Genomic DNA, 23,040 nt, shown 5'->3' with positions numbered 1-23,040 from the left:
AATTCAGTAGTTGCAACCTACGGGCTCAATGCCCCGCTGGCCCCGTCTCGGGCAGGCGCTCGGAAATTTCGAGGCCGGTGGCCGCGTCGATCTTGAGGCCTTTGGGCAGCGGGAACTTGATGGTTTCCTCGATGCCGTGCATCTTGCGCACCGACACCGCGCCCAGCGCCTTGATGCGTTCGATCACCTGCTGCACCAGAATTTCGGGGGCCGAGGCGCCAGCCGTGAGGCCCACGCGGGCGATGCCGTCAAACCATTCGTGGCGCAGCTCGTCCGCACTGTCCACCATGTAGGCCGTGGTGCCCAGGCGGGCCGCCAGCTCGCGCAGCCGGTTGCTGTTGGAGCTGGTGGGGCTGCCCACCACGATCACCACGTCCACCTGCGGGCTCAGCAGCTTGACGGCATCCTGCCGGTTTTGCGTGGCGTAGCAGATGTCCTGCTGCTTGGGTTCGCGCACCGTGGGGAAGCGCGCCCGCACGGCAGCGGTGATCTGGGCCGCGTCGTCCACGCTCAGCGTGGTTTGCGTGACCACCGCCAGCTTTTCGGTCTGCCCGGGCTGCACACGGGCCACATCGGCCACGTCTTCCACCAGGTGAATGCCGTGGTCGAGCTGGCCCATGGTGCCTTCCACCTCGGGATGGCCCTTGTGCCCGATCATGATGAACTCGTAGCCCTCTTTGGCGAGCTTGGCCACCTCGACATGCACCTTGGTCACCAGCGGGCAGGTGGCGTCAAAAATGCTGAAGCCGCGCGCCTGGGCCTCTTGCTGCACCGCGCGACTCACGCCGTGGGCGCTGAACACCAGCGTGGCGCCGGGCGGCACGTCAGACAGCTCTTCGATGAAGACAGCGCCCTTGGCCTTGAGGTCGTTGACCACATAGGTGTTGTGCACGATTTCATGGCGCACATAGATGGGGCGGCCAAACTTTTGCAGCGCACGCTCGACGATCTCGATGGCGCGGTCCACGCCGGCGCAAAAGCCGCGCGGCTCGGCCAGCAATATTTCTTGAGGCTTCTGCATGGCTCAGAGCACCCCGATGATCTGCACTTCAAACGTCACCGGCTGGCCCGCCAGCGGATGGTTGAAGTCGAACAGCACGGCGCCATCTTCACGCACCTGCATCACGGCGCCCGCGTAGCTGCCCTGCCCGTCGGGCGTGGGGAACTGCACCACATCGCCCACGTTGTAGCGCTCGTCAGGGTCGCCCAGCTCATTGAGCAGCTTGCGCGCCACCCATTGCTGCATGTCGGCGTTGCGCTCGCCAAAGGCTTCGCCGGCGGCCAGCTCGAACGTGGCGTGCGTGCCCTCGGGCAGGCCCAGCAGGCGCTGCTCCATGGCGGGCGACAACTCGCCCGTGCCCAGCGACAAGGTGGCGGGCTTGTCCTCAAACGTGTTGATCACATCCCCGGCCGGACCGGCCAGACGGTAGTGCAGCGTAAGGAAAGAGCCGGACTGGACGGAGGGAAGGGAGGCAGCGGTAGATGTCATGAAATTCCCGATAAACTGGCCCATATTGTAGAAAGCCGGGCAAAGCCCTACGCCCCTCGCTCCTTGGCGGGCGCCCTGCCCTCCAGCGCCATGCCCCTCAAAGACCTGCCCGCCGATGCCCAGCCCCGCGAAAAACTGCTGGCACGCGGCCCCGCCGCGCTGGCCGATGCCGAACTGCTGGCCATCTTGCTACGCACCGGCATCGTGGGCAAGGGCGTGCTGCAGATGGCGCAAGAGCTGCTCGACCCACCCGCGGTCAATGCCACCGGCCAGCTCAGCGGCGGCTTTGGCGGCATTGCCGGCCTGCTGCACACCAGCGCGGCCGACCTGGAGCGCATCAAAGGCCTGGGCCCCGCCAAGCGCGCCGAGCTGGTCGCCGTGCTCGAACTGGCCCGCCGCGCCCTGGCGCAGCAACTGCGCGAGCGCGAGGTGTTCGACTCGCCCGACGCCGTCAAGCACTACCTGCAGCTGCACCTGGCGGCCAAGGGCCACGAGGTGTTTGCCGTGCTGTTTCTCGACAGCCAAAACCGCCTGCTGGCCATGGAAGAGCTTTTCCGGGGCACGCTCACGCAGACCAGCGTGTACCCGCGCGAAGTGGTGCTGCGCGCCCTGCACCACCAGGCCGCCGCCGTGGTGCTGGCGCACAACCACCCCAGCGGCAGCGTGCAGCCCAGCCGGGCCGACGAGGCCCTGACGCAAACCCTCAAAACCACGCTGGCGCTGGTGGACGTGCGCGTGCTCGACCATGTCATCGTGGCGCCGGGCCAGGCCTTGTCGATGGCCGAGAAAGGGCTGGTGTGATACCGTCCAGGCCTGCCGCGCCAGCCCCAACCCGCCGCACCACCCCGGCGCCGCGCCGCGCCAGCCTGCGCATCCAGGGCCTGCACGACCTGGCCAGCGTGGCCCGCCAGCTGCGCGAAGAGCGCGAGCGCGCCGAGGCGCAGGCCCAAGCCCAGCGCGAGGCCGCGGCCCGGCTGGAGGCCGAGCGCCACCTGTTCAGCCGCAGCGTGGGGCCGGTGACCGCACTGCGCAGCCCCAACCTGGCGCGCCTGCGCGATCGCCAGCCACCGCCACTGCCCGTGCAGCACTGGATGGACGAAGAGCGCGTGCTGCTCGAATCCATCAGCGACGATTTCGATGTGAGCACCCTGCTCGACACCGACGACCAGCTCAGCTTTCGCAGCCCCGGCATCGGCGTGGAAGTGACGCGCCGCCTGCGCGCCGGGCACTGGAGCATTCAGCGCCAGCTCGATCTGCACGGCCTGCGCGTGGACGAGGCCCGCGAGGCGCTGGGCCAGTTCATCCGCCACGCGCACAAAACCGGCCTGCGCTGCGTGCGCGTGGTGCATGGCAAAGGCCTGGGCTCACCGGGCAAAAGCCCCGTGCTCAAAAGCCGCGTGCAGCGCTGGCTGGTGCAAAAAAACGAAGTGCTGGCCTTTGTGCAGGCGCGGCCCATGGATGGTGGCGCGGGGGCCTTGGTGGTGCTGCTCAAGCCCGTACACAACAGAAATACATAGAAAATATGCCTCTAGCGCTTACTGGATAAGCGCTAACAGCTATACAATTAATAGCAAATACCAGCCATAATCAGTCACGCATCGGTTGACATCACCCTGGCCAGGCGCCAGCCCAGGGCCAGCACGCATATCGTTGGTGCCCCAAGCCATTCGTCACCTATGCTGTGCACACCCGTCATCTTCCAAAGCCCCCCACATTTCGCACCATGAGCACCCCAGAAACCTCCGTCGTTTACGGCACCGAAGATCTGCTGATCAGCCTGTGCAACTCGGTCACCCGCGTGCTGAACGTGGCCACTCAGGGCCAGATCCACTATTCCGGCATGGTGCAGCGCATCAGCAAGACCTGCCTCAAACCCGACATTGGCTGCTTTGTGCTGTTCGACGGCGGCTTCTCGGGCCTGGTGATCATCAACTTCTCGGCACCAGCCGCCATGGAGCTGTACCAGAGCTATCTGCTCAACATGGGCATGTCGAAAGACGACCTGGTCACGTCCTACACCTCGGACGAGGTGAGCAACGTGATGGGTGAACTCATGAACCAGGTGGTGGGCGACTTCACCGGCAAGGTGCGGCGCGAGCTGCAAACCCACATCACCCAGAACCAGCCCAAGATGCTGGTGCTGAACAAGCAGGTGATGCTGAGCGTGGACGCCAACCTGGACAAGCCCGAGGCCCGGCGCGTGACCTTTTACACCGGCAACAACAACATCTTCTATCTGGAGCTGGCCATCGACCGCACCGAATTCATCAAGCTGTATGACTTCGAGCCGCAGGAAACCCCCGATCCCGACGCACTGATGGCGCAGACCCGCGCAGATGCAGACGCAGAAGCGCCCCTGCCCCCCGTGCCCTCCAGCGACACCGACGAGCTGCTCAAGTCACTGGGCATGTGAGCCACAGGGCCTGGCGAGCGTGGCGGCCTTTGTCTGCGCCAAGGGCCGGCAACAGAAAACGGTGCAGGCGGGCAGCTAGAATATGTGGCTTCCAACCCGGAGACTTGGGTGAGTGGTTTAAACCAGCAGTCTTGAAAACTGCCGACGGGCAACCGTCCGTGAGTTCGAATCTCACAGTCTCCGCCAGATACAGCTCTAAGTTGTTGATTTTAAACAACTTTTCAGCAAGTCATCAAATCGTTATACGGCTGGTTATACGATTGCTTTCAGCCAGTAAATGGCATCGAAAGTGGCACCCACACCAGCATGAAGAAGTTCTAGCGCCCCCGGCTCTAGAACTTTTTTTCATTGCTGGCTTCCCTTTTTACATCACCAGCCACCAATGCGGCCTCCGGCCCCAGCGGCCTTCCTGCCAGCGCCACCATGCCGCGCATCAGCAGCCAGTGCTCGGCAGCGTTCAGCGCCGTATCCTGCGCCCAGCGCCTGACATCGGCCACCGCCATGTCGCGGGACATCCACACAGCTTCTTCCCAGCGCCATGTCGCCAGCCATGTGGCGCGCTGGCTACCATTTGCACTGGCATATCGCACCTGCGGCGCCCGATGCCCAGCCGCCTCAAACCGCTCGGCAATCGCCGCTTGCTGCGCAGCCGACAGCCGTCCCTCGCCCTCGATCTCCAGCCAAAGCCCCAACCCCTGGGCCCAGCTCTTCTGGCGCAGCCGCAGCGCCGTGGCCATCGGCGTATCAGTTCGCAGCGCCCGCGCCTGCGGCTCCAGCACCACCCCCGCTTCGGCGTAGCGCAATGCCGCAGCCGGTGACAGTTCGACGCGCCATTCATCGCTGTTGGCCATAGTGCCGCTTCCGGTGGCTTGGTCGGTATCGGCGGCATCAGCGGTTTGATGGCTTGTGCCATCCATATCGGCGTTGCCCAGTTCCTGGGCGATATGCATGTGCAAAGCTTCGGCGACACACTGCCACCACAACACACGCAGGCCCGGCGCATCGCCAATACTCATCGTTGCCCGTTCCAGATGAGTCACCCTGCGCGCCAGCATCAATTGCGGCGTGCCCATTGCCTCCGCCGCATCCCGAAACGCCAGCATGGCATGGCCCTCGCTGACCGAGCGCCCCAGCGCCCTGCGGGCGAACCGCAGTACCCAGGCATGGTCGGTGCGCCCTGACTTGGCTTGCCACAAAAGCACCACCGCCACAGCGCCCAGCGTATCGAGCGACTCGCGCAAGGCTTCCTCAAAACCGGGCGTGCCCATCCACGCCTGCCACTGCACCCGCTCGGTGATGTCGTACGCAGCCATGAACCACAACAGCACGCGCAGCGCACGCACATGCCCCCGGGCTTCCACATTCCAAAGCAGGCGAGCCACCTCGGCATCGCTTTCGTCACCTTGCGGGTACTGCGCCAGCAAGGCCTGCAAATCCAGCAAGGACTCCAACCCCAGGCGGTGTCGGGCATGCTGGCAGAAATACCGCACCGCCGCCATGCGCTGCGGCCACGCTGGTGGTGTGTGCAGCGCCGTATCAATCACTTCGAGCAGCAGTTGTGCCGCACCCTCACCAGATTCATGGGCCGACTGCGACGGCGGTAACTCCAGCAGTGCGGTCAGTAGCCGCTCAAACGGCTCGGGCGTCAAGGAATCGTCGAGCATGGAAAGCACCTCCAAAGAAGCGAGAAAACGCAGAAAAGAAACTCCCGCCCATGCAGCAGCGGCACCTTGCACAAAGCTCGGCGCGACCAAAGGCGGAAATCCAGAAAAGAAAAGGAGAAAGAAAACCGAAAGGACGAATGTGCCGAATCGAGTTATTCGTCCCCTTGGGCCTGCGCCACAGGCGATAGCACCAGCACGGCGTCGATGTTCACGCGTTCACTGAAGCTGGCGACCACACGCCGTGGCTGCTTGCTCGTCCAGCCAGTCAGCATGGCATTCCACGGCACCAGCGGTATCGGCGCCATGGCAGGGTCGAGGACCAGCAAATCGCTGCGCTCTCCCGCCTCGCAGCGCACCCCCACGGCCAGCACCCAGTGCATGTAGCGCTCGGTAGAAAAGCACACCAAACACAGCTTGCCTTCTTCCAAGGCATCCAAGGTGCGTTCGACCACGCGCGAGCGCAATTCCTTGCAGTGCACCCGCTCCGCATAGGGAGCCAGTTGCTGCTGAAGCTGTTCGACCTCGCAGCCATCGAAGTAGTAGCGCTGCGCCACCTTGCGCAACGCTTCGAGCCGCGCATCCTTGGTGTCCCAAATCAGCGCATTGCGCCGCACTTGGCCAAACAGCATCAGCGCCATCAATACGCAGTGGTAGCCACACGTGGCATCGACCTCGCCCTGGCGTACATGCAGCCGCTGGTTGCCCACCATGGGGCCGTGCATGCCAGCGTCCAGCCGGGGATGGCAATGGTAGGAATGCTGCATTACTCAGTATTCCTCCGGCAGCAGCAACGTGGTCGAGCGCCGGTCGGCCTCGGTGATGATCCAAAGCCGGTGGTTCGGCGGGATGTCGTAGGCGGACAGCACACGGCTGCCATACGTGAGCGCTGCAGCATTCGCTTGCTTGTCCTCGTCGCACAAGTCACCCCAATCCCCCGTGACATGGCGCAGCACGAACGGCAGTGGCGCGAGTTCGAGCGCTTCGAGCATGTCGAGCGCACCGGGCGTGATCAGCACTTGGCCCAAGGTGAACAAGGGACGGCGTTGTTGTTCGTAACGCGCCAATGCCGCGGCCTGACCAGGCGAAGAGGTCATGGAAATGCTCCTGAAAAGAAAGAGAGAAAAGGAAGTGAAAGGAAAAGACGAAAGCGCTGTGCCGAGTGCCAAGCACCGAACCACGCGCGGCGCGGCACTGCACTCGCTCCTTCCCGCTACAGACCCTGGCGCGATACGCCGCCATACCGCCACGACCACAGCGATGACCACGGCCACGGCAACGCCATGCGTGCTGTCATGGCGACAGCCGCGCGCAAGCGAGCCGCCGTGGTGGCACGGCGTTCGGTGGAATCAAACGGGGGAAATAGGCCTGGGAGTGCAGGCAGGAAGAAGGGCGATATTGATTTTTCGATTATCAACAGCAAAAAATGCAGCCAACGAAATCAATATTTACGCGAAATAATTATACCACATTCGCAATATCATCAAAATAACCAGCAAAATGCACCTTATATTCAATATATGAATTGACACATTATCCAAGCTAGCCCTTCAGCTCGGCAAATACTGCAAGCGCGCATCCTGCGCAAGAGTTGGCTGCGACTGTACTGGCGCCACTATGGAGTGGGTCAAATCAGCGATCAACGCTCGAAGCGAAATGCCGGTTTATTGTCGATCTCTGTTCATGATTCGCAGCAGTCGAGCGACTCCATGAAAAATTCATGCAGAGAGAAAGAGACCACAACGTTTGACGCTATCCTCGTCGGATTGACAGGAAATACAGACGAAGAATCATGAGTACCTACCGAGAACTGCTGGAGCAGAAAAGCGCGCTGGATCAACAGATTGCTATCGCGCGCAAGGCTGAAGCCAAGCAAGCGCTGGATGCCGTCCATTCCCTGATAGCCGAGTTCGGATTCACTGCGCAACAGGTCTTTCCGTGGAAGCCTGCAGCCAAAAAGGTTGAGGCCAAGTACCGCGATCCAAAGACAGGGCGGACCTGGAGCGGCAGAGGGAGAGCGCCGAAATGGATCGAAGGGAAAAATCGCGAGGAGTGTGTGGTGTGACCTGCACCTCATGGGACCTTGACGGCATGCATATGCCCGCTTTAGGCTGGCAGCCGACCCGTCGTGAACGACGGCATAGGCCCATATCGGTCCTTGTTACCTAGGTGATGATTCGCGAAAGCCGCTTCAAGGCTAAGAAATCGGAGTAGCGATTAGCCATAAGTGCCTGAGCGATATCACGCCCATCTTGCCACTTAAGACAGGGACAGTACGAAAGTGTTTGCTTTCGGCAACGTCGGATACATATACAGTTTTGGCCTTCTCCACCGAGGTCGGGGCGATGAATGCTCCGAGTTCGCTACCTATTGTTTTTCCTGCCTTATTGACATGAGAAAAATAATCGGTAAGAGCCGTAGTGGGTGAAATTTCAGAGCTCTCGAGCACATACGCCACCATCCCAGCGTGCGGCATGCGCCATGCGTAACGCCCTTGGGTAAACCGTTCTATGCCTTGTGACCTGTATAAGTTTAAGCCACGGGTTTTATCCAGCACCTTGCATTCATAGAACAAGGCATCATGTCGCTGATCAGCGATGTTGTGACGAGGTATCGCGGGATATATTGTTATGTCCGGCATCTGATCAATTGACTTACCGTCCCAGCTAGGTACTTTTCCGTCACGAACTGGCATACCGAATAATCCCGCATGAAATCCAGCTGGGCATTCAATACTTCTTAAGACGACAAGTTCGGTCATCAATTGATTCGTGATGGCATCTTCGTTGCCTCCAGAAACCAGCGCCGAATGATCACGAAGGAGGCGCAGCCATGCCTCACTTAATGCCTGTTCCACTACCTTAACTAGCTTTATTCCCCATGAGGGATAGGGGGCCAGTGATGAGGGCGGGACGCCGATATTTGAGAACGACACGTTTATCAAACCGTTTCGCTGAGCGAGACATCACCTTGCAGCCACTCCAGCGCTAACAAACGCGCCTGAGTTTTGCTCCAATATCTTCGTTGATCGAGATAGCCAACGACCGCACTGCCATCAGATAGCCGCACATTGAGGCGCGAAGCCCAGTAGCTTTCAGCTAATGCGGCCAATTGACGCGAATCCTTTTCCAAGATAGTTGCAGCGCCCAAATCACGCTCTGCTGTTCGTCCGATGTGGACGTGCCGCCAACCTTCAATCACAACACTATTTACATCAGCGATGCGAGTTGGCGGGGCATTATCTTCTGCGAATGGTTTAACAAGGATATTGAACGTATTTCTGAAGGCTGAGCGGTATTCAACGGTCGTTGGCATACTCGCACGTTGAGCGTTGTCGAGAAAAGGAAGCTCAAACTCCAACGTGTCGCGAATCAACTGACAGTCCCATGACGTGAGGCCGTAGAGCTCCGATACAAGTTCATCGACCTGCTTCCAGCAAGGGTCGCCCTTTCGCAAGCGGTCCGACAAGCCTCTGATTGCAGCAACTTGAGAAATGGACATTGATTCTGGGTTTACAAGTGGAAAGTCCTCTAAATCCGCCTGCAAGCTGGACTTCCGCTCCACGCCGAACTTTGGACTTGTTAGTAACTGAAAGTACAGTAGTAAATCACTGTAGGAAAGCACATGCAGCAAGTTAGCAACTGGCCGTAGCTCAGGACGCTCAGCGAGCGAGAGCCCGAAAAAAGCATTAGTGTATGCAACGTCGGTTTCATAGAACAATGCACCACGTAAATGTCTATCTCTCTTTGGCGATGCACGAAGCAAGAGCAATGGGCTCTTAAATATTCCGGAGTCACGCGGCCATTCAGCAAATGGGTAACGGAAGAGCTCACCGTTTTGTTCACTTACTCCAAACGGAGACATATCTGTCGTGACCACGGGTAGCCCGATCAGATGCTTCGCGTCACGGGTGCGTTTTTCAGGTTTACCGAGCTGGTATCCATTGGATAACTCGGTATTGTAGTGCCGTGATAAAAATTCCCGCACCGGGATCACCCTGCCACTTCGAATACGCCTTAGGAGGTCCGCACCCAATATCCCGCCCTTGTAGATGGCTCGAATCGCAAAGGGATCTTCCTGCACTGCGGCAAGCGATATTGGCGTCGCAGCACACGGGTCAATGCGGAACTGACCAGTAGCTGAAAGTTGAGACTCGTACTTAGGACTTATGAAGTAAAAACTGTCCCCATTACCGGGTAGCTCATTGCGTGCTACCAAAAGCATAAATGGGGCAGAGTTGCTTGGCCACAGTCTCGAATCTTGAGATAGGGCTGCGAAGTTCATTATCCCAGTGATACGGATCGATTTGAATACGTGTCTTCGCAATTCAAATGACTCGGGTTGGAACGCGAAGCGCGCATGTAGAGCAAAACCGAGCGCGCCCCTGGGTTTGGCCCATCTAGTGGCGGCGAGTAAGAACGGGATGTCAGGCGATCCATAACGTGCTCGCACAGTTACATTTATTTTGTCTTGGCTGGATTCGACACTTGGCTCCATCATCAAATCACCCAGCGTCTTATTAAGAGCCGTTTTACTCATGCTCTTAAAGCCAGTCCAGGGTGGGTTACCTATGACGATATCAAATTGATGCCGAAAACTATTTAGCATGATTGACGACAGGCTGCCGAGCAATGAGTCGCCATCATTGCTACCTAGCCCTTCTTGGTCCACCGCATGCAAAACGGTGCCGATCAGTTTCCGGAACTTCAGATCGGACAGTGGACTTGGCCTTGGGTCGAGTTCAAGTGCGGCCAAGTACAAGCTGAGAGCGGTAATGTTGAGGGCATCTCGATTAATGTCAAAGCCTGTGAGCTGCGTCATCAATATTTCGCGAATCACTGCCCGTGTTGGTCGTACGCCCTTTTCAAGCCAGCGTTCGGCAACAAGTCGGCGAAACGCGAGCACAAGAAATACTCCACCACCAACGGCCGGGTCAAGAACCTTCGCTTTATACGGCTGCGCGGACTGCACTGCGCTGAATGCCCCATCAAGCACTATTTCAGCCAACCGTCTTGGCGTGAAATGAATGCTCGTAGCTTGTGCCAAATCCGGTACAAACTCATGAGCGAAGTCTTCATACACTTGACTGAGCATATCGACGGGTACGTGACGGAATTCTATACCCCCCCAATCCAGCGGCAATTGACCGCCAACGGCGCGATACTGGATATTGCCTAGTTGTCGGCATACCTCATTCACCCCATCGCCAATGGTTGCTATCAGCGCTTCGTAGTCCTTGCCACCGATAGACAACAAGTCACCATTGAATGTGCTGTCCATCCAGCGACACACTTGTACGAGATTGGCCGGTGTCGAGAACATTTCGACCAGTCGATTGACATTCTTTGCAATGGCTGTCGCATCCATTTCGACCACTATTCGGCGGTCAACGAGAAAGCGAAAAAACAAAGCGCGTCCGACCAAAGCAATTACCTGCTGTTCCGATAACTTTGGAGCAACGAGCTTGATGCCACGTGCGGCGTCAGTCAGCAAGCGAAACAGCAGGGCTTCGAGCCACTGTTTAGCGATTTTTGAACTCCCGGCGTTCATATCATGCGATGCGAAAGTTGCACCAGTAAGTAGGCCCCGCAAGTCGGCGCTTTTGCTGTCACTCGGACCCGACAGCATGGCATCCGGCACATTTTCAAAGAGTCCTACAGGATAAACATCTATTGAACCGGGTTTCACTACTGCAAGAAATCGCGCATCCGAACGGCAAGCAAGAATGCGAACCAGCCCCGCGAGATGAGTTTGAGCATGGCCGGAATCACCCAGACGGTCATGACGTACGACATAAAGATATGGCTGCCCAGAAGATTCGATTACCGCGTCAGGAAACACCGTTTCGCTGTCGTCTCTCCCGCCAAGTAGGTCCAGGTAGCGGATATGTCTGGGTGTCGCAGCCTCGTCAAGGCGAACCAAACTTTCGGGCAGTACGCCTGCCTTGTTTAGCTCTTCGTAAAGGTCAACCGGCTGCATTTTTTGAACGCGGTCGTTGTTGATAATTTTTCGCCACCTTCGTCGGGCGAGTCGTCACGATAGGCAGCAAACCGAGATCAAGATTGCGCTGACCATCGACACCGACTGCTTGGTCGCCCAATAGGTAGACGTCAATCCTATTCAAAATATCACTCAATGGCACAACAGTACCTTTTCTCAAATTTGAAATGCCATCAACGTAATGAGCGCTAGGCGGATTTAGACCAACGACAAGAAGTGCATCGGTGGCTACTGACCGGAGCAAACCGAGTGCTTTGCGAATTTCCGGCACAAGTTGAGCAATAACTTCACGGCGTAACCCGTAACCATCCTCCAACTCACAGCAAACTGCAATGATCGTTAGTTCCTGACGGCTGTACTCACGCGCGACTCTTGCAGTGACTTTTTTGTCAGAATACTCTGGCAGATCTTTTAAAAAGCCCCGTAGCCGGTGACGCGAAAAGCCAGTCACTTCCACCAAGTCTGTAGATGTAATGCGGCGGGAACTCATATTTGTGAATGGTAACGCACTTCTGCGTCATTTTGACGCAGAAGTGCGTTAGAGTTACTCAGTTCTACTGATGCTTCGTGAACGTCAGCTATCGCTGCCTGCCAGTCGCTAGATGTCGCGCATCGCATACTCGCAACGAGCCCACAGAGCTCCTTCACAACCCAGCAAGCAGGTGTGCTGGAGCCATTCCGAGTTTTCGCCTGCCCCACGCTAGCCTTGAGCCATGTTCAAATGCACGCGCCAAAATAGTGCAAACACCACACCAACAACGGGAGGAAGCATGGCCAGACGCAAGAAAACCAGTCCCTTGGAGGATGTGCTGGACCTGCTTGCAATGCTCCCTTGGTGGGTCTGCGTGGTGCTCGCTGCGGTGAGCTATTTCCTGCTGCACCGCCTGGCAACTCCCATTCAAGCGTCCGACATTCAGGGTCAAGGGGGCGCCATGGTGGGGGCCATGATGCAAAAGGCCGTGATCCATGGCCTGGCAACGGCCGGTCAGTACATCGTGCCGATTCTTTGCCTCGCAGCGGCAGCTCTCTCCGCCTGGCGACGCAAACAGCGTCAAACCTTGGTCTCGAATGTGGTGCAAGCACGTAATGCCGATGCCTTGGACGGAATGAGCTGGCGGGAATTTGAGCTGTTGGTCGGTGAAGCCTATCGTCTGCAGGGATACCGCGTTACCGAAATCGGCGGCGGCGGGCCGGATGGCGGCGTCGATCTCGTACTCGCCAAGGGCAGCGAGAAATTATTCGTGCAGTGCAAGCAGTGGAAGGCCTACAAGGTGGGTGTCACCACCGTGCGCGAACTCTATGGCGTCATGGCGGCCAAGGGAGCCACGGGCGGCTTCGTTGTCACCTCGGGGCGCTTTACCGCCGATGCCAAAGATTTTGCGCAGGGTTGCAACATTGAACTCATTGACGGCCTCGGGCTCTTCGCGTTGATTCAACAAGCACGGCAGGCGCAAAGCCAACCAGCGACCGCGCAACGCGAAGCTCCAAGCACGACTGGTACCTCAGAAGCCCATGCCAGGACTGCAGCCCTCGAACCATCAGTCGCCGCCAAGGCAGTATCCCAGCCTGAATGCCCGCGTTGCGGTGCCGCCATGGCGCTGCGTACCGCTCGACAGGGTGCCAATGCGGGCAATGCATTCTGGGGGTGCTCAACCTATCCGAAGTGCCGTGGAACGATTGCGGCTGGCTAGTTTTCAGTTTGTGAATCTATGCGCTTCTTTCTATCTCCACGACTGCAACAAAACCGCCGATTTCGTTGGTTGTTCGCCCTGCTGGGCCTTCTGTGCTTTGGTTTCCATGTTCACGCGCAAAAACCCGTCTACCGCTGCGAGACGGCGGGCAAGGTGAGCTACTCGGATGCGCCTTGTGTTGGGGCCAGGGAAATCGACGCAACGCCCACGCAGGGCATGGACAAGATGACCGGCACAAGCCGCAAGGGTGCCGATGTGCGACGGGATGAACACAATGCCGTGATGGCCGATGCACTGAAGCCTTTGACGGGAATGAGCGCCGATCAATACCGCGTGTACAAACACCGATTCAAGCTCAGTCCAGGGGACAAAGCGGAATGCGCGCGACTGGACACCCATCTGCCGGAACTCAAGCAGCGCGCCGCTACGGCGCTGTCCAGCGAAAAAGCCAGGGCCGACGTGGAGCTGTACAAGGCGCGCAAACAGTTCAACGACCTGAATTGCTAGCTCAGATCCCCTTGAGCAGGGTCAAAACTTGCTCAGGCATGGAATTGGCCTGCGCCACCATTGCTGTACCTGCGTTTTGCAAAATTTGATGTCGTGCCAGTTGCGCCGTCTCCTGTGCAAAGTCGGCATCCACAATACGTGACTTTGCAGCAGCAGTGTTTTCCGATGCAATATCCAAGTTGGCAATCGTGGCTTCAAAACGCGACTGTACCGCTCCGAGTTGAGCCCTTGCGCTACTCACTGCATTTATTGCGCCATCAAATGTCAGCAGTGCAATGCCTGCCGAACGCGCATCGTCAAAGGAAATATCTTCAATTGGTTTGAGTTTGGAATCTTGGAAATCCGAAAATGGAGTGGCAACAAGTCCAAAGGTTTCACCAGTATCCCAATCCTCTACGGTGTCACCCTTTATTTTGAACTCGCCGGACGAAACGACCGACATAGAGCCAATGACGAAAGCATCGTCCTTGCCAAGCACACCCCCACCTCCAACATCTGAAATAGGATTTCCGTAGACTATGTCTGAGATAATTGAACCGTTAGGGCTGACGAAACCGTTCGAGTTCCAACCGCGTTGCTGCATCAACAACTGCGCACCGTTCCCCGAAACGTTCATGACATGTAGGTTTTCACCCTCGTCATTTACAAGCTGAAAGTAGGGTGTCAAGTTCGGGATCGGAATAGTTGTCGATTTTTCGACAGGCAGCAAGTTGTCGGCACGTACTCCCGTCTCTGCTGATACCGCGTTGATTGCTTCAACCGCAGCTTGAGCGGCAGCCGTCGAACCATCCCACGGAAAACTCACCGTTTTGGCCTTCGAGTAGTCTTCACCTGCCACGATGGTGAGCGTGAGGTTCTGACCTGCTGGTAGCGGTGCTGCACCAAAGCCCATCGTGGTCTTCGCGTAGGCGATAATCTCGGGATCGAAGGACGCCGCATTGATCTTGTCGGCGTAGGCTTTGATCGAACCGTCATTTACGTCAACAGGGATTTCGGTGCCACGGATCACCATTGAACGTGGCATAGGGTGCGAATTCATGTAGGCAATATTGCCTTCGTAGTTTTGTTCACTTACTGCTGTGAACTTTTGAGTCCACTCGGTCGCAGCCAATGAACCTTGGGCGTAAATTCCAAAGTCGAGTTGGTGATGGCCAATGTCGGTCTCTTTCAAGGAGGAGATAGAGGCATCAATGGTCTGCCCCGCATTGGCACCGACTTGGAACACCTGGGACGTGAAGCTGCCATCCAACAGATTGTGCCCATTGAAGTTTGATGTACGCGACATGCGCTCAAACTCTTGCAGCAGTTGAGAGTACTCAGCGAATAGTGCCTGTCGGTCGCTCTTGGAATTGGTGCCGTTTGCTGCCTGCACAGCCAACTCGCGGCCACGTTGCAGGATGTCGGTCATCTTCTGCATTGCCCCCTCGGCTACCTGAGCAAGCGAGATTCCATCGTTAGCGTTTCGCCTGGCAACCTCCATGCCCTTGATCTGCGTGAGCATGCGTTCACTGATGGCAAGTCCTGCCGCGTCGTCCCTGGCGCTGTTGACGCGCAGGCCCGATGACAGGCGCTGCATCGTCGTCACAAGCCCTGCTTGGTTCGCGCTCAAATAGCGCTGGGCATTCAGCGAGGGAATGTTGGTGTTAATTGTCACCACGACTGAGCTTCACCATGGCTCAGCCCATAGGCAGCGCTTGCCGCTCGCGCATCGACTTCAGGCCAAGTCCTGGACGAGGGCAAGCTCCCCCATCGCATCCACTTCATCCCCATTGCTGCCACCTTTCTCCGCCGCGTTAGGCCGTTTCGATGCCTCATCGCTGGCAAAACTACGTATTTCGTAGCTCAAAGAATACTTGGACACACTGGTGGCAATGGCATGAATTGCGCCGCAAAAACTACGCAATACGTAGCATTGCGATGAGCGAAAAACAGCGAATTGCGGGGCCCTGAGTACCAAGGCGCATGCGGTCGATCAGTGCAGGAGGTGGGTCGCGCCAGTGCCGGGAAGATGCGGGAACTCGGTGATGCGCGTACAGCTACTCCAATTCGGCCATCACCTTGAGGCGGCCTTTGCTGCGTGCCGTTAGCAGGTGGATGCACTCGTCGCGCTTGAGCTTGTTGGTGAAGGAGATATGGCGTGAACCGAACTCGCCATGGATGAACACTCGTTTGCCAGCTTGGCGCGTGATTCGATCAATGGCGCTCAGCGGCACGCTGTCCAGCGATGTGAACTGGCGCAGCAGCGGCACCACCAGAAGCATGTCTCCGATGTCCAGGCTTTCCTCGTTAGGACGGAAAAATACGACCCCCTTGTCGTAATCCACGATCACACCCAAGAAAGCGTAAGCCTGCGCCTTGCCCATCCAGATCAAAAGCACAAGCCCCAGCGGCAGCGTGAGCACCAGCGTCAATGGGACGTAGTGCCACAGCACCACGGCAATCATGTAATACAAATAGCCCAACACACCGCTGACGAGAAGGGACGTGCCTTGCGCTCCGATGTCAAAAATGCGACGGGCATGCGGACCCGTCAGGTACTGCTTCTTTAGACGCGAGAAGTAGTACAGCGAAAACACCAGCGTCGCCAGGACCGCTGGAACGATGAGGAACAGGAAAACGCCATCGTGTTCGTCCTTCTTGGTTGCCATCTTTTCCCTCTGTATTTATTTGATGCCCGAGCACCACGGCGCAGCCCCATGCCGCCACGTAGCTACGTAACTCGTAGTATCGAGAATAGCGCAGAACTACGAGTCTCGTAGCCTTTTAAGGCGCGAGATGAGCGATGCGGATCAACAGTGGGGCGCGAGGCTGAAGCAAGCGAGGCTGGCGGCGGGCCTGTCCCAGAAGATGCTGGGGATCGAGGCGGGGATTGATGAATTCGTGGCGAGCGCGCGGATCAACCGCTATGAGCTGGGCGTGCACCGGCCAGATTTGCTCACGGTGCGCAAGCTGGCCCAAGTGCTGGGCGTTCCGATGGCATACTTTTATGCCGATGAGGAAGACGAGATCGCGGAGCTGCTATTTCGCTACGGCAAGGTCGAACCAAGTGTGCGCAAGGCGGTTCGGAAACTGCTGGCAGAGTAGCAGGAGTACATTGATCAACTCCATGGACACTCGCCACAAGCAAAGATTCAGAAAACGTTACACAAGAAAATGTTTGTGTTGCATGCGGTTTTTTATACCCTTTTCCTTGAATATATTGCCATACTGAATAACCACTGACATCCCTCGCCAGTTGGGAGGTCAGTTTGACCCATCTAAATGCCACAGCGGAGACAACCGAGACTCACGGCCTGATACCGATGGCTGCGTATGTGCGCATGTCAACCGACCATCAACGGTACTCCACGGAGAATCAGACCCTCGCGATCAATCAGTATGCCGAAGCCCACGGCATGGTTGTCGTAAAAATCTATGCCGACGAAGGTAAGAGCGGTTTGAACGTTGGAGGGCGTGAACAGTTTCGGAAATTGCTCATTGACGTACAGGGTCGTCACGCCGTGTATCGCGGAATCCTTGTGTATGACGTGAGCCGTTGGGGTCGATTTCAAGACACCGACGAAAGCGCGCATTACGAATATCTCTGCACCCAAGCTGGTGCCCCCGTCTCCTATTGCGCGGAACCCTTCGATAACGATGGGACACCAATGGCCGCCGTTTTCAAAAACTTCAAGCGGTCCATGGATGGTGAGTTCAGCCGAGTGCTATCCACGAAAGTCTTCATTGGCCAGTGCAATCTCGCCGGACGAGGTTTTTATCAAGGGGGAATCCCTGGCTATGGTTTACGCCGTGAATTGATCAACGAGCAACGCGAGTCGAAGGGGCAGCTCCAATCAGGGGAGCACAAGAGTATTCAGACGGATCGCGTGATCCTGGTGCGTGGCCCGCCCGAAGAAGTTTCCGTGGTGCATCGCATCTATCACGACTTCATTGAGATTGGTAAACCGGAGCGGGAGATCGCCAGTGCACTCAATGCCGAAGGTCTGCTCACGGACCTGGGAAAGGCATGGACACGTGGCACCGTCCACCAAATCCTGACTAACGAAAAATACATCGGCAACAACGTCTACAACCGTCGGTCATTCAAGCTGAAACAAGTGCGAGTTCGGAATGCGCCCGAACTATGGATTCGTTGCGACGGCGCCTTCGAGGGGATCATCTCGGCATCTCTATTCGAGAGAGCGCGCGAGATCATTGTGGCGCGCTCGCATCGACTCGATGATTCGCAGATGCTGGCGCTCCTTCGCGAGCTACTGACACGGGCTGGTACGTTGTCAGGCCTGATCATCGACGAGCAGGAGGACATGCCCTCTAGTTCTGCCTATCAGGAGCGATTTGGCGGACTGATCACCGCTTACGCATTGGTCGGATTTCACCCTGATCGGGACTACCGCTATCTGGAAATCAATCGAGCACTTAGAAAGCAACGCCCCGATTTGGTGGGCCAGATCATCCAGCGACTGCATGAAGTCAACGCTGATGTTCATCGCGATGCAGGCACTGATTTACTCACCATAAATGGGGAATGGACCGTCTCCTTGGTCATTGCAAGATGCCAAACAACGCCAGTTGGAACACTGCGTTGGCGGGTCCGCTTCGATACCAGTCTGGAGCCCGACGTCACCATTGCGGTACGGATGGACAGCTCGAACACAAATGTCAGGGACTACTACCTTATTCCACGCATCGACACTGGCGCATGGCCTGAGAGGCTCAGCGAAGAGAACTATGGGCTGATTGACAGCTACAGGTTCGACACTCTAGACATCCTGAACGAGATGGCTGCCAGATACAGCCTGAAGGACGCAGCATGACTCATCAAAGCGTGGAGATGATTCCCATCAATTTGGTTGACGTCCTCAACCCTCGTACACGCAACAAACGGCAGCACGAGGCTATCGTGGAGAACATTCGCTGTGTCGGCCTCAAGCGGCCAATAAAGGTAAGCCGTCGAGCGCTGAAAGATGGTTCGTGTCGATACGACCTGATATGCGGCCAAGGCCGCCTAGAGGCTTTTCAGATGCTGAACCAGGGGGAAATTCCTGCATTTGTGACAGACGCTCCAGAGGACGACTGCTTGGTGATGAGTCTGGTTGAAAACATTGCCCGACGGCAGCATCGTCCTATCGACCTGATGCGCGAAGTGGGCAGCCTCAAAGAACGCGGCTTCAACGACACCCAGATAGCGCAGAAAATTGGCGTTACCCCATCCTGGGTGAACATGATCAGCGGCCTACTGCACCGCGGAGAAGAGAAGCTGCTTGTTGCAGTAGAGAATGGGGCAATTCCTCTGAGCATGGCAACGACCATTGCCAGGAGCAGTGCGAGCGAAATTCAAGACCTGCTTTCCGACGCCTACGAACAGGGGTTTCGCGGCAAGAAGCTATCCACACTACGCCGACTTCTAGAACAGAGAGCAAATCGCAGCAAGTTGGTTGGCAATGCCCCGCTTGGGAGAACTGCCAAACGCAAGAAACTAACCCCACTTGAACTGAGGCGTATCTTCGAGCGCGAGGCGGAAAACCAGCGGCTCGCTGCAAAAAAGGCCGATTTCACGCACGACAAGTTGATTTTTGCGACCCAAGCGTTGAAGGAGCTATTTGCAGATAACGGCTTTGTTTCCATTCTTCGCGCCGAGAAAATGGACTCAATTCCGAAGCTCATCAAAGATCGTATGGCGGCTGGAGACAGACCATGAGCAAGAGGGACAACGATGCCGACGATGGGCAATCTACCGCTCCATCGGATAAAACCAAAGCCGCCTTCTTGAAAGATTGCGTGGTGATTCCCCTGCCGAATCTCATCTACCTTAAAACACTACGGCCCCGCGTCAAGGACAGCATCACCTTCCAGCAGATCCTGTCATCAGTGAAAGACGTCGGCTTGGTCGAACCCCCAGTAGTTTTTCCCGACCCGAGTCACAAAAGTCATTACTTCGTGATGGATGGGCATCTGCGCATTGAAGCACTGAAGGCTTTGGGAGCCACTGAGGTGGCTTGCCTGATTGCAACCGATGGCGACACATACACCTATAACAAGCGTATCAATCGAATGACGGTTGTCCAGGCACACAAGATGATCGTCAAAGCCATGGAACACGGCGTCTCTGCTGAGCGACTAGGAAAGACACTGCATCTCTCACCGTCAACGATCAAGAATCACTTCCGACTGCTGGATGGCATTTGCCCGGAGGTCATTGAACAGTTGCAAGACAAACCCTGTCCAGCCAAGACATTCACGATACTGCGTCGCATGAAGCCCATCAGGCAAATTGAAGCGGCCGAGTTGATGTCTGGCCAGAACAACTTCACCACTGCTTTCGCGAACCCCTGATGGCCACCCAAATTCCCCCGTCTATGGCCACCTCAAACTCCCCCACCTGAACTGATCGGGGATAGGGGTTTAACGCCGGCGTCGTCGGCACCTGTTGGCAGGACATTGATCCAGTCTTCCCCGAGGGAAGGCCAAGGAGTGAATGTCTTGAAGTCCAACCAACGCGCCACCATAGAGACACTGCTGGAGCGCAACACATCGCAACGCGAGATCGCCCGCATCACGGGCATCGACCGCAAGACGGTCAGGAGCTACCACCAGCGCTGGCTGGAGCAACTGCAGTCAAATTCCCCCGGGGTGGCCACCGGCTCGGCAGGTCAAATTCCCCCACCCTGGCCACCGGCTCCTGGGCCGGTGGCCACCTCCCTGTGCGAACCCTGGCGCGAGTTCATCGAAGCCCAGCTGCGGCTGAAGCGAAACGCCACGGCCATCTACCAGGACCTGGTCGACCAGCACGGCTTTGATGGCCAGTACAACTCGGTCAAACGCTTCTGTGCAAAGTTGCGGCACAAGGAGCCCGAGCAGTTCGATCGCCTGTCCTTCCTGCCCGGCGAGGAGATGCAGGTGGACTACGGCGAGGGCGCGCCCACCCGCGTGCCCGGCAGCGACCGGTACCGCAAGCCCCGCCTGTTCGTGGCCACCTTGCGGTATTCCCGTGCCAGTTTCCGGTGCGTGGTCTGGAAGTCCAGCCAGCAGATCTGGGCCGAGCTGCACGAGCGGGCCCTGCGGTACTTCGGGGGCTGCCCCCAGTACGTGGTGCTGGACAATCTGAAGGAAGGCGTCCTCAAGCCCGACCTGTACGAGCCCGATCTCAACCCGGTGTACGCCGCCGCCCTGGCGCACTACGGCGTGGTGGCCGACCCGGCGCGGGTGCGAGACCCCAACCGCAAGGGCACGGTGGAGCATGCCATCGGCCATACCCAGGCCACGGCCTTGAAGGGCCGGCGCTTTGAGTCCATCGAGGCCCAGAACGAGTTCCTGGCGCACTGGGAGAAGAGCTGGGCATCCAAGCGCATCCACGGCACCGAGCGACGCCAGGTGCAGGCCATGTTCGAGGAAGAGCGCAGCCACCTCAAACCCCTGCCAGTGCTGGGAATGCAGTATTTCGACGAGGCGGTGCGCACCGTCTGCGACGACAGCTGTGTGCGGGTGGATCACAGCAGCTACGCCGCTCGCCCGGCGAACATCGGCTCCAAGGTGTTGGTGCGCATCTACGCCCAGCGCATCGAGATTCGTGACATGCACACCCGTGCCTTGCTGCGCACCCACGCCAAGGCCGAGCGTCCCGGCACGGTGATTCTGCCCATGGAGGAGCGGGTGTTCAATCCGTCTCGCGAGACCCGCCTGATCCTGCGTCAGGCCGGCGAGATTGGTGAGCACGCCAGCCGGCTGTGTGAGCTGCTCTTTGCCATCGAGGGTCGTGTCGGGCAGCGCAAGCTCTGGGGCATTGTGGGACTCATGCGCCGTTACCCGGCGCACTGCATCAATGCCGCCTGCGCCCAGGCCCTGGAGCAAGGGGTCTACAGCTACAAGCGCGTGCTGGCGCTGACCGAAGCCCTCTTTGCCCAGGCGATGGCGGCCATCGAGGCTACCTGCGGCGAAGCACCCGCCGCCGGTGCCCACGCGCTGACGCAGCAGCATGAGCTCATCCGAGACGCTGAGGAGTACAGCGATCTCTTCGCGCTCGCCGCCGCCACGGCAAACACCACCACCACCACCACCACCACCACCAACAACAACACCACCAAACGCCACCGGGAGTTCAGCCATGAACATGATCGAGATCGAACGCGCGCTGCGCGAGCTGCGCCTGTCCGGCATCGCCGAGACCCTGTCCACCCGCGTGATGCAGGCCCAGGCCGCCCAGCAGCCTTTCCTGGAGACCTTCGCCGCCATGCTGCAAGACGAGCTGGACCGCCGGCGCTCTCGCCTGACCGAGCGCCGCTTCAAGCGCTCGGGTCTGGATGAGCGCCCCTCGCTGGCTGACTTCGACTGGCGTTTCAACCCGAAGCTGCCGCGCAGCGCCTGCTTCGAGTTGCACACCCTGAAGTTCATCGGCGAGGGGGCCAACGCGCTGATCATCGGCAAGCCGGGCACCGGCAAGAGCCATGTGGCCAAGGCCGTGGCCTACCAGGCCACGCTGCAGGGCTATGACGTGCGTTACCTGGAAGCCGACACCGAGTTCGCCCGTTACGCGCTGGCCACTACGGCAGAGCGCACCGAGCTGCTCAAGGACTGGGTCGCGCCGGACCTGCTCGTCCTCGATGACCTGTTCCTGGCCAGACGCATCAGCGAGCATGCCGCTGAAGTCCTACAGGCCATCGTGCACCAGCGCTACAAGCTGCGCCGCGCTGTTCTCATCACGTCCAACCGCGTGGTGCAGGACTGGGGCAAATACCTCGGCGACGCCACCATGGCCAGCACCATCCTGGATCGCCTCATGCACCGCTGCGCGATGCTGGAGTTCGAGGGCAAGAGCTACCGCCTCAAGGAGGCCGCTGCACGCATCGCCATCACACCCGAGTCGTCATAATCCGACCGTCCTGCCTGGGGGAATTTGGGGTGGCCAAGGGTGGGGGAATTTGACCTGGCCATCGGGGGCGAACGCACTCCTCTACAACACGCAATCAAACATGTTGGTCGCGCAAGCCGCTGCCAATGACACCATTTCAGTGGAGTCCATGGCAAAAATGGAACGCGAAATGGCTGCGCTGCAAGTACAGAACAAAGCGGTCGAAGAAACATATGGCCCTGACGTGCTACACCTCACAGTGATGAAGCGATTTTTAGAGAAGTGGATGGACTGCGCACCGATTGTTCGTTGGTTAGCAGAAAATCAGCCAGAGTACTTCAGGGAGTTTCAGAGCATCGCAGGAACGACGCAGATTGATAGCACATTGGGCGGCGCCACGTCTCAACAAAGTCGCGGAAAACGCGCTTAAAGTG

The 23,040-nt window shown here is 57.9% G+C and carries 23 protein-coding genes, 1 tRNA gene and 1 pseudogene; 15 read left to right on the top strand and 10 right to left on the bottom strand.

What is annotated here, in order from left to right; all coding sequences use genetic code 11:
• Positions 1-25: 25 nt before the first annotated feature.
• Positions 26-1,021: a 4-hydroxy-3-methylbut-2-enyl diphosphate reductase gene (gene ispH, locus CCX87_RS04590; protein WP_087744140.1), complete on the bottom strand. Its 996-nt coding sequence runs from the start codon at positions 1,019-1,021 to the stop codon at positions 26-28.
• A gap of 3 nt (positions 1,022-1,024) precedes the next feature.
• Complete coding sequence (locus CCX87_RS04585; RefSeq protein WP_087748181.1) at positions 1,025-1,489, bottom strand: FKBP-type peptidyl-prolyl cis-trans isomerase; 465 nt, start codon at positions 1,487-1,489, stop codon at positions 1,025-1,027.
• Between the two features lie 90 nt (positions 1,490-1,579).
• On the opposite strand from CCX87_RS04585, the gene radC reads away from it, so the two are divergent.
• The 4 genes from radC (at position 1,580) to CCX87_RS04565 (ending at position 4,088) form a co-directional block, all read left to right on the top strand.
• Positions 1,580-2,290: a RadC family protein gene (gene radC, locus CCX87_RS04580; protein WP_087748179.1), complete on the top strand. Its 711-nt coding sequence runs from the start codon at positions 1,580-1,582 to the stop codon at positions 2,288-2,290.
• Positions 2,291-2,355: 65 nt separating this feature from the next.
• Positions 2,356-3,006: a Smr/MutS family protein gene (locus CCX87_RS04575; protein WP_087748180.1), complete on the top strand. Its 651-nt coding sequence runs from the start codon at positions 2,356-2,358 to the stop codon at positions 3,004-3,006.
• Positions 3,007-3,212: 206 nt separating this feature from the next.
• Positions 3,213-3,902, top strand: coding sequence for a DUF3334 family protein (locus CCX87_RS04570; RefSeq protein WP_087744136.1), 690 nt, complete (start codon positions 3,213-3,215; stop codon positions 3,900-3,902).
• 98 nt (positions 3,903-4,000) lie between these two features.
• Positions 4,001-4,088, top strand: a tRNA-Ser gene (locus CCX87_RS04565).
• Positions 4,089-4,234: 146 nt separating this feature from the next.
• Here the strand turns inward: CCX87_RS04565 and CCX87_RS04560 are convergent.
• The 3 genes from CCX87_RS04560 to CCX87_RS04550 form a co-directional block, all read right to left on the bottom strand.
• Positions 4,235-5,566, bottom strand: coding sequence for a hypothetical protein (locus CCX87_RS04560; RefSeq protein WP_087748178.1), 1,332 nt, complete (start codon positions 5,564-5,566; stop codon positions 4,235-4,237).
• Between the two features lie 152 nt (positions 5,567-5,718).
• Entirely contained in the window at positions 5,719-6,330 is a 612-nt protein-coding gene (locus tag CCX87_RS04555; protein ID WP_087744132.1) for a hypothetical protein, read from the bottom strand.
• 3 nt (positions 6,331-6,333) lie between these two features.
• Entirely contained in the window at positions 6,334-6,660 is a 327-nt protein-coding gene (locus CCX87_RS04550; protein WP_087744129.1) for a type I restriction endonuclease subunit M, read from the bottom strand.
• Here CCX87_RS04550 and CCX87_RS20715 point away from each other — a divergent pair.
• Entirely contained in the window at positions 6,659-7,024 is a 366-nt protein-coding gene (locus tag CCX87_RS20715) for a hypothetical protein (protein ID WP_143218412.1), read from the top strand. The genes CCX87_RS04550 and CCX87_RS20715 overlap by 2 nt on opposite strands.
• Before the next feature lie 331 nt (positions 7,025-7,355).
• Positions 7,356-7,628 (top strand): H-NS histone family protein, encoded by a 273-nt coding sequence (locus tag CCX87_RS04545; protein ID WP_087744127.1) that lies wholly within the window; start codon positions 7,356-7,358, stop codon positions 7,626-7,628.
• 132 nt (positions 7,629-7,760) lie between these two features.
• Here the strand turns inward: CCX87_RS04545 and CCX87_RS20710 are convergent, their stop codons facing one another.
• Genes CCX87_RS20710 through CCX87_RS20705 form a run of 3 tightly spaced genes read right to left on the bottom strand, consistent with a single transcriptional unit; the run spans position 7,761 to position 12,053 of the window.
• Positions 7,761-8,498: a hypothetical protein gene (locus CCX87_RS20710; protein ID WP_143218413.1), complete on the bottom strand. Its 738-nt coding sequence runs from the start codon at positions 8,496-8,498 to the stop codon at positions 7,761-7,763.
• A gap of 5 nt (positions 8,499-8,503) precedes the next feature.
• Positions 8,504-11,542, bottom strand: coding sequence for an HsdM family class I SAM-dependent methyltransferase (locus tag CCX87_RS04540; RefSeq protein ID WP_087744125.1), 3,039 nt, complete (start codon positions 11,540-11,542; stop codon positions 8,504-8,506).
• A complete protein-coding gene (locus CCX87_RS20705) occupies positions 11,529-12,053 on the bottom strand; it encodes a hypothetical protein (RefSeq protein WP_143218414.1) in 525 nt (174 codons plus the stop codon). The genes CCX87_RS04540 and CCX87_RS20705 overlap by 14 nt, the downstream gene beginning before the upstream one ends.
• Before the next feature lie 280 nt (positions 12,054-12,333).
• Between CCX87_RS20705 and CCX87_RS04535 the strand changes: the two genes are divergently transcribed.
• Together CCX87_RS04535 and CCX87_RS04530 are read left to right on the top strand one after the other, a co-directional pair.
• Positions 12,334-13,254 (top strand): restriction endonuclease, encoded by a 921-nt coding sequence (locus CCX87_RS04535; RefSeq protein WP_087744123.1) that lies wholly within the window; start codon positions 12,334-12,336, stop codon positions 13,252-13,254.
• 18 nt (positions 13,255-13,272) lie between these two features.
• Positions 13,273-13,761: a DUF4124 domain-containing protein gene (locus CCX87_RS04530; protein ID WP_232476483.1), complete on the top strand. Its 489-nt coding sequence runs from the start codon at positions 13,273-13,275 to the stop codon at positions 13,759-13,761.
• A 1-nt stretch (position 13,762) separates the two neighbouring features.
• Here CCX87_RS04530 and CCX87_RS04525 read toward each other — a convergent pair whose 3' ends face one another.
• Entirely contained in the window at positions 13,763-15,415 is a 1,653-nt protein-coding gene (locus CCX87_RS04525) for a flagellin N-terminal helical domain-containing protein (RefSeq protein WP_158212003.1), read from the bottom strand.
• 382 nt (positions 15,416-15,797) lie between these two features.
• The gene (locus CCX87_RS04520) at positions 15,798-16,409 is read right to left on the bottom strand and encodes a hypothetical protein (RefSeq protein WP_087744119.1); all 612 of its coding nucleotides are present in this window, start codon (positions 16,407-16,409) and stop codon (positions 15,798-15,800) included.
• Positions 16,410-16,536: 127 nt separating this feature from the next.
• On the opposite strand from CCX87_RS04520, the gene CCX87_RS04515 reads away from it, so the two are divergent.
• The 7 genes and pseudogenes from CCX87_RS04515 to CCX87_RS04485 all read left to right on the top strand — a co-directional run bounded on the left by CCX87_RS04515 (position 16,537) and on the right by CCX87_RS04485 (position 23,036).
• Positions 16,537-16,845 (top strand): helix-turn-helix domain-containing protein, encoded by a 309-nt coding sequence (locus CCX87_RS04515; RefSeq protein WP_087744116.1) that lies wholly within the window; start codon positions 16,537-16,539, stop codon positions 16,843-16,845.
• A gap of 218 nt (positions 16,846-17,063) precedes the next feature.
• The gene (locus CCX87_RS04510) at positions 17,064-18,575 is read left to right on the top strand and encodes a recombinase family protein (protein WP_255378705.1); all 1,512 of its coding nucleotides are present in this window, start codon (positions 17,064-17,066) and stop codon (positions 18,573-18,575) included.
• Positions 18,572-19,459 carry a plasmid partitioning protein RepB C-terminal domain-containing protein gene (locus tag CCX87_RS04505; protein WP_087744114.1) on the top strand — a complete coding sequence of 296 codons (888 nt, stop codon included), beginning with the start codon at positions 18,572-18,574 and terminating at the stop codon, positions 19,457-19,459. Before CCX87_RS04510 ends, CCX87_RS04505 begins: the two co-directional genes overlap by 4 nt.
• Entirely contained in the window at positions 19,456-20,094 is a 639-nt protein-coding gene (locus CCX87_RS04500) for a ParB/RepB/Spo0J family partition protein (RefSeq protein WP_087744113.1), read from the top strand. Before CCX87_RS04505 ends, CCX87_RS04500 begins: the two co-directional genes overlap by 4 nt.
• A 105-nt stretch (positions 20,095-20,199) precedes the next feature.
• Positions 20,200-21,783 (top strand): annotated as a pseudogene (istA, locus tag CCX87_RS04495) (IS21 family transposase); the annotation flags it as partial.
• 79 nt (positions 21,784-21,862) lie between these two features.
• Entirely contained in the window at positions 21,863-22,627 is a 765-nt protein-coding gene (istB, locus tag CCX87_RS04490; RefSeq protein WP_056269326.1) for an IS21-like element helper ATPase IstB, read from the top strand.
• A gap of 49 nt (positions 22,628-22,676) precedes the next feature.
• Positions 22,677-23,036 (top strand): plasmid partitioning protein RepB C-terminal domain-containing protein, encoded by a 360-nt coding sequence (locus CCX87_RS04485; protein ID WP_257789736.1) that lies wholly within the window; start codon positions 22,677-22,679, stop codon positions 23,034-23,036.
• The last annotated feature ends 4 nt before the right edge of the window (positions 23,037-23,040 follow it).

Origin of the sequence: Acidovorax sp. T1 (assembly GCF_002176815.1) — a bacterium.
Taxonomy (GTDB): Bacteria; Pseudomonadota; Gammaproteobacteria; order Burkholderiales; family Burkholderiaceae_C; genus Acidovorax.
Note: the sequence above shows the minus strand (reverse complement) of the source record. Positions and strands in the feature narration are given on the sequence as shown.

What these genes read in the sequence shown, in the direction of transcription:
- CCX87_RS04570 (WP_087744136.1), top strand. Translation starts at nt 3,213, where the DNA reads ATGAGCACCCCAGAAACCTCCGTCGTTTACGGCACCGAAGATCTGCTG.
- CCX87_RS04500 (WP_087744113.1), top strand. Translation starts at nt 19,456, where the DNA reads ATGAGCAAGAGGGACAACGATGCCGACGATGGGCAATCTACCGCTCCA.
- istB (WP_056269326.1), top strand. Translation starts at nt 21,863, where the DNA reads ATGAACATGATCGAGATCGAACGCGCGCTGCGCGAGCTGCGCCTGTCC.
- CCX87_RS20715 (WP_143218412.1), top strand. Translation starts at nt 6,659, where the DNA reads ATGGAAATGCTCCTGAAAAGAAAGAGAGAAAAGGAAGTGAAAGGAAAA.
- CCX87_RS04535 (WP_087744123.1), top strand. Translation starts at nt 12,334, where the DNA reads ATGGCCAGACGCAAGAAAACCAGTCCCTTGGAGGATGTGCTGGACCTG.
- CCX87_RS04505 (WP_087744114.1), top strand. Translation starts at nt 18,572, where the DNA reads ATGACTCATCAAAGCGTGGAGATGATTCCCATCAATTTGGTTGACGTC.
- CCX87_RS04550 (WP_087744129.1), bottom strand. Translation starts at nt 6,660, where the DNA reads ATGACCTCTTCGCCTGGTCAGGCCGCGGCATTGGCGCGTTACGAACAA.
- radC (WP_087748179.1), top strand. Translation starts at nt 1,580, where the DNA reads ATGCCCCTCAAAGACCTGCCCGCCGATGCCCAGCCCCGCGAAAAACTG.
- CCX87_RS04530 (WP_232476483.1), top strand. Translation starts at nt 13,273, where the DNA reads ATGCGCTTCTTTCTATCTCCACGACTGCAACAAAACCGCCGATTTCGT.
- CCX87_RS20705 (WP_143218414.1), bottom strand. Translation starts at nt 12,053, where the DNA reads ATGAGTTCCCGCCGCATTACATCTACAGACTTGGTGGAAGTGACTGGC.
- ispH (WP_087744140.1), bottom strand. Translation starts at nt 1,021, where the DNA reads ATGCAGAAGCCTCAAGAAATATTGCTGGCCGAGCCGCGCGGCTTTTGC.
- CCX87_RS04540 (WP_087744125.1), bottom strand. Translation starts at nt 11,542, where the DNA reads ATGCAGCCGGTTGACCTTTACGAAGAGCTAAACAAGGCAGGCGTACTG.
- CCX87_RS04545 (WP_087744127.1), top strand. Translation starts at nt 7,356, where the DNA reads ATGAGTACCTACCGAGAACTGCTGGAGCAGAAAAGCGCGCTGGATCAA.
- CCX87_RS04560 (WP_087748178.1), bottom strand. Translation starts at nt 5,566, where the DNA reads ATGCTCGACGATTCCTTGACGCCCGAGCCGTTTGAGCGGCTACTGACC.
- CCX87_RS04515 (WP_087744116.1), top strand. Translation starts at nt 16,537, where the DNA reads ATGAGCGATGCGGATCAACAGTGGGGCGCGAGGCTGAAGCAAGCGAGG.
- CCX87_RS04555 (WP_087744132.1), bottom strand. Translation starts at nt 6,330, where the DNA reads ATGCAGCATTCCTACCATTGCCATCCCCGGCTGGACGCTGGCATGCAC.
- CCX87_RS04585 (WP_087748181.1), bottom strand. Translation starts at nt 1,489, where the DNA reads ATGACATCTACCGCTGCCTCCCTTCCCTCCGTCCAGTCCGGCTCTTTC.
- CCX87_RS04520 (WP_087744119.1), bottom strand. Translation starts at nt 16,409, where the DNA reads ATGGCAACCAAGAAGGACGAACACGATGGCGTTTTCCTGTTCCTCATC.
- CCX87_RS04510 (WP_255378705.1), top strand. Translation starts at nt 17,064, where the DNA reads ATGGCTGCGTATGTGCGCATGTCAACCGACCATCAACGGTACTCCACG.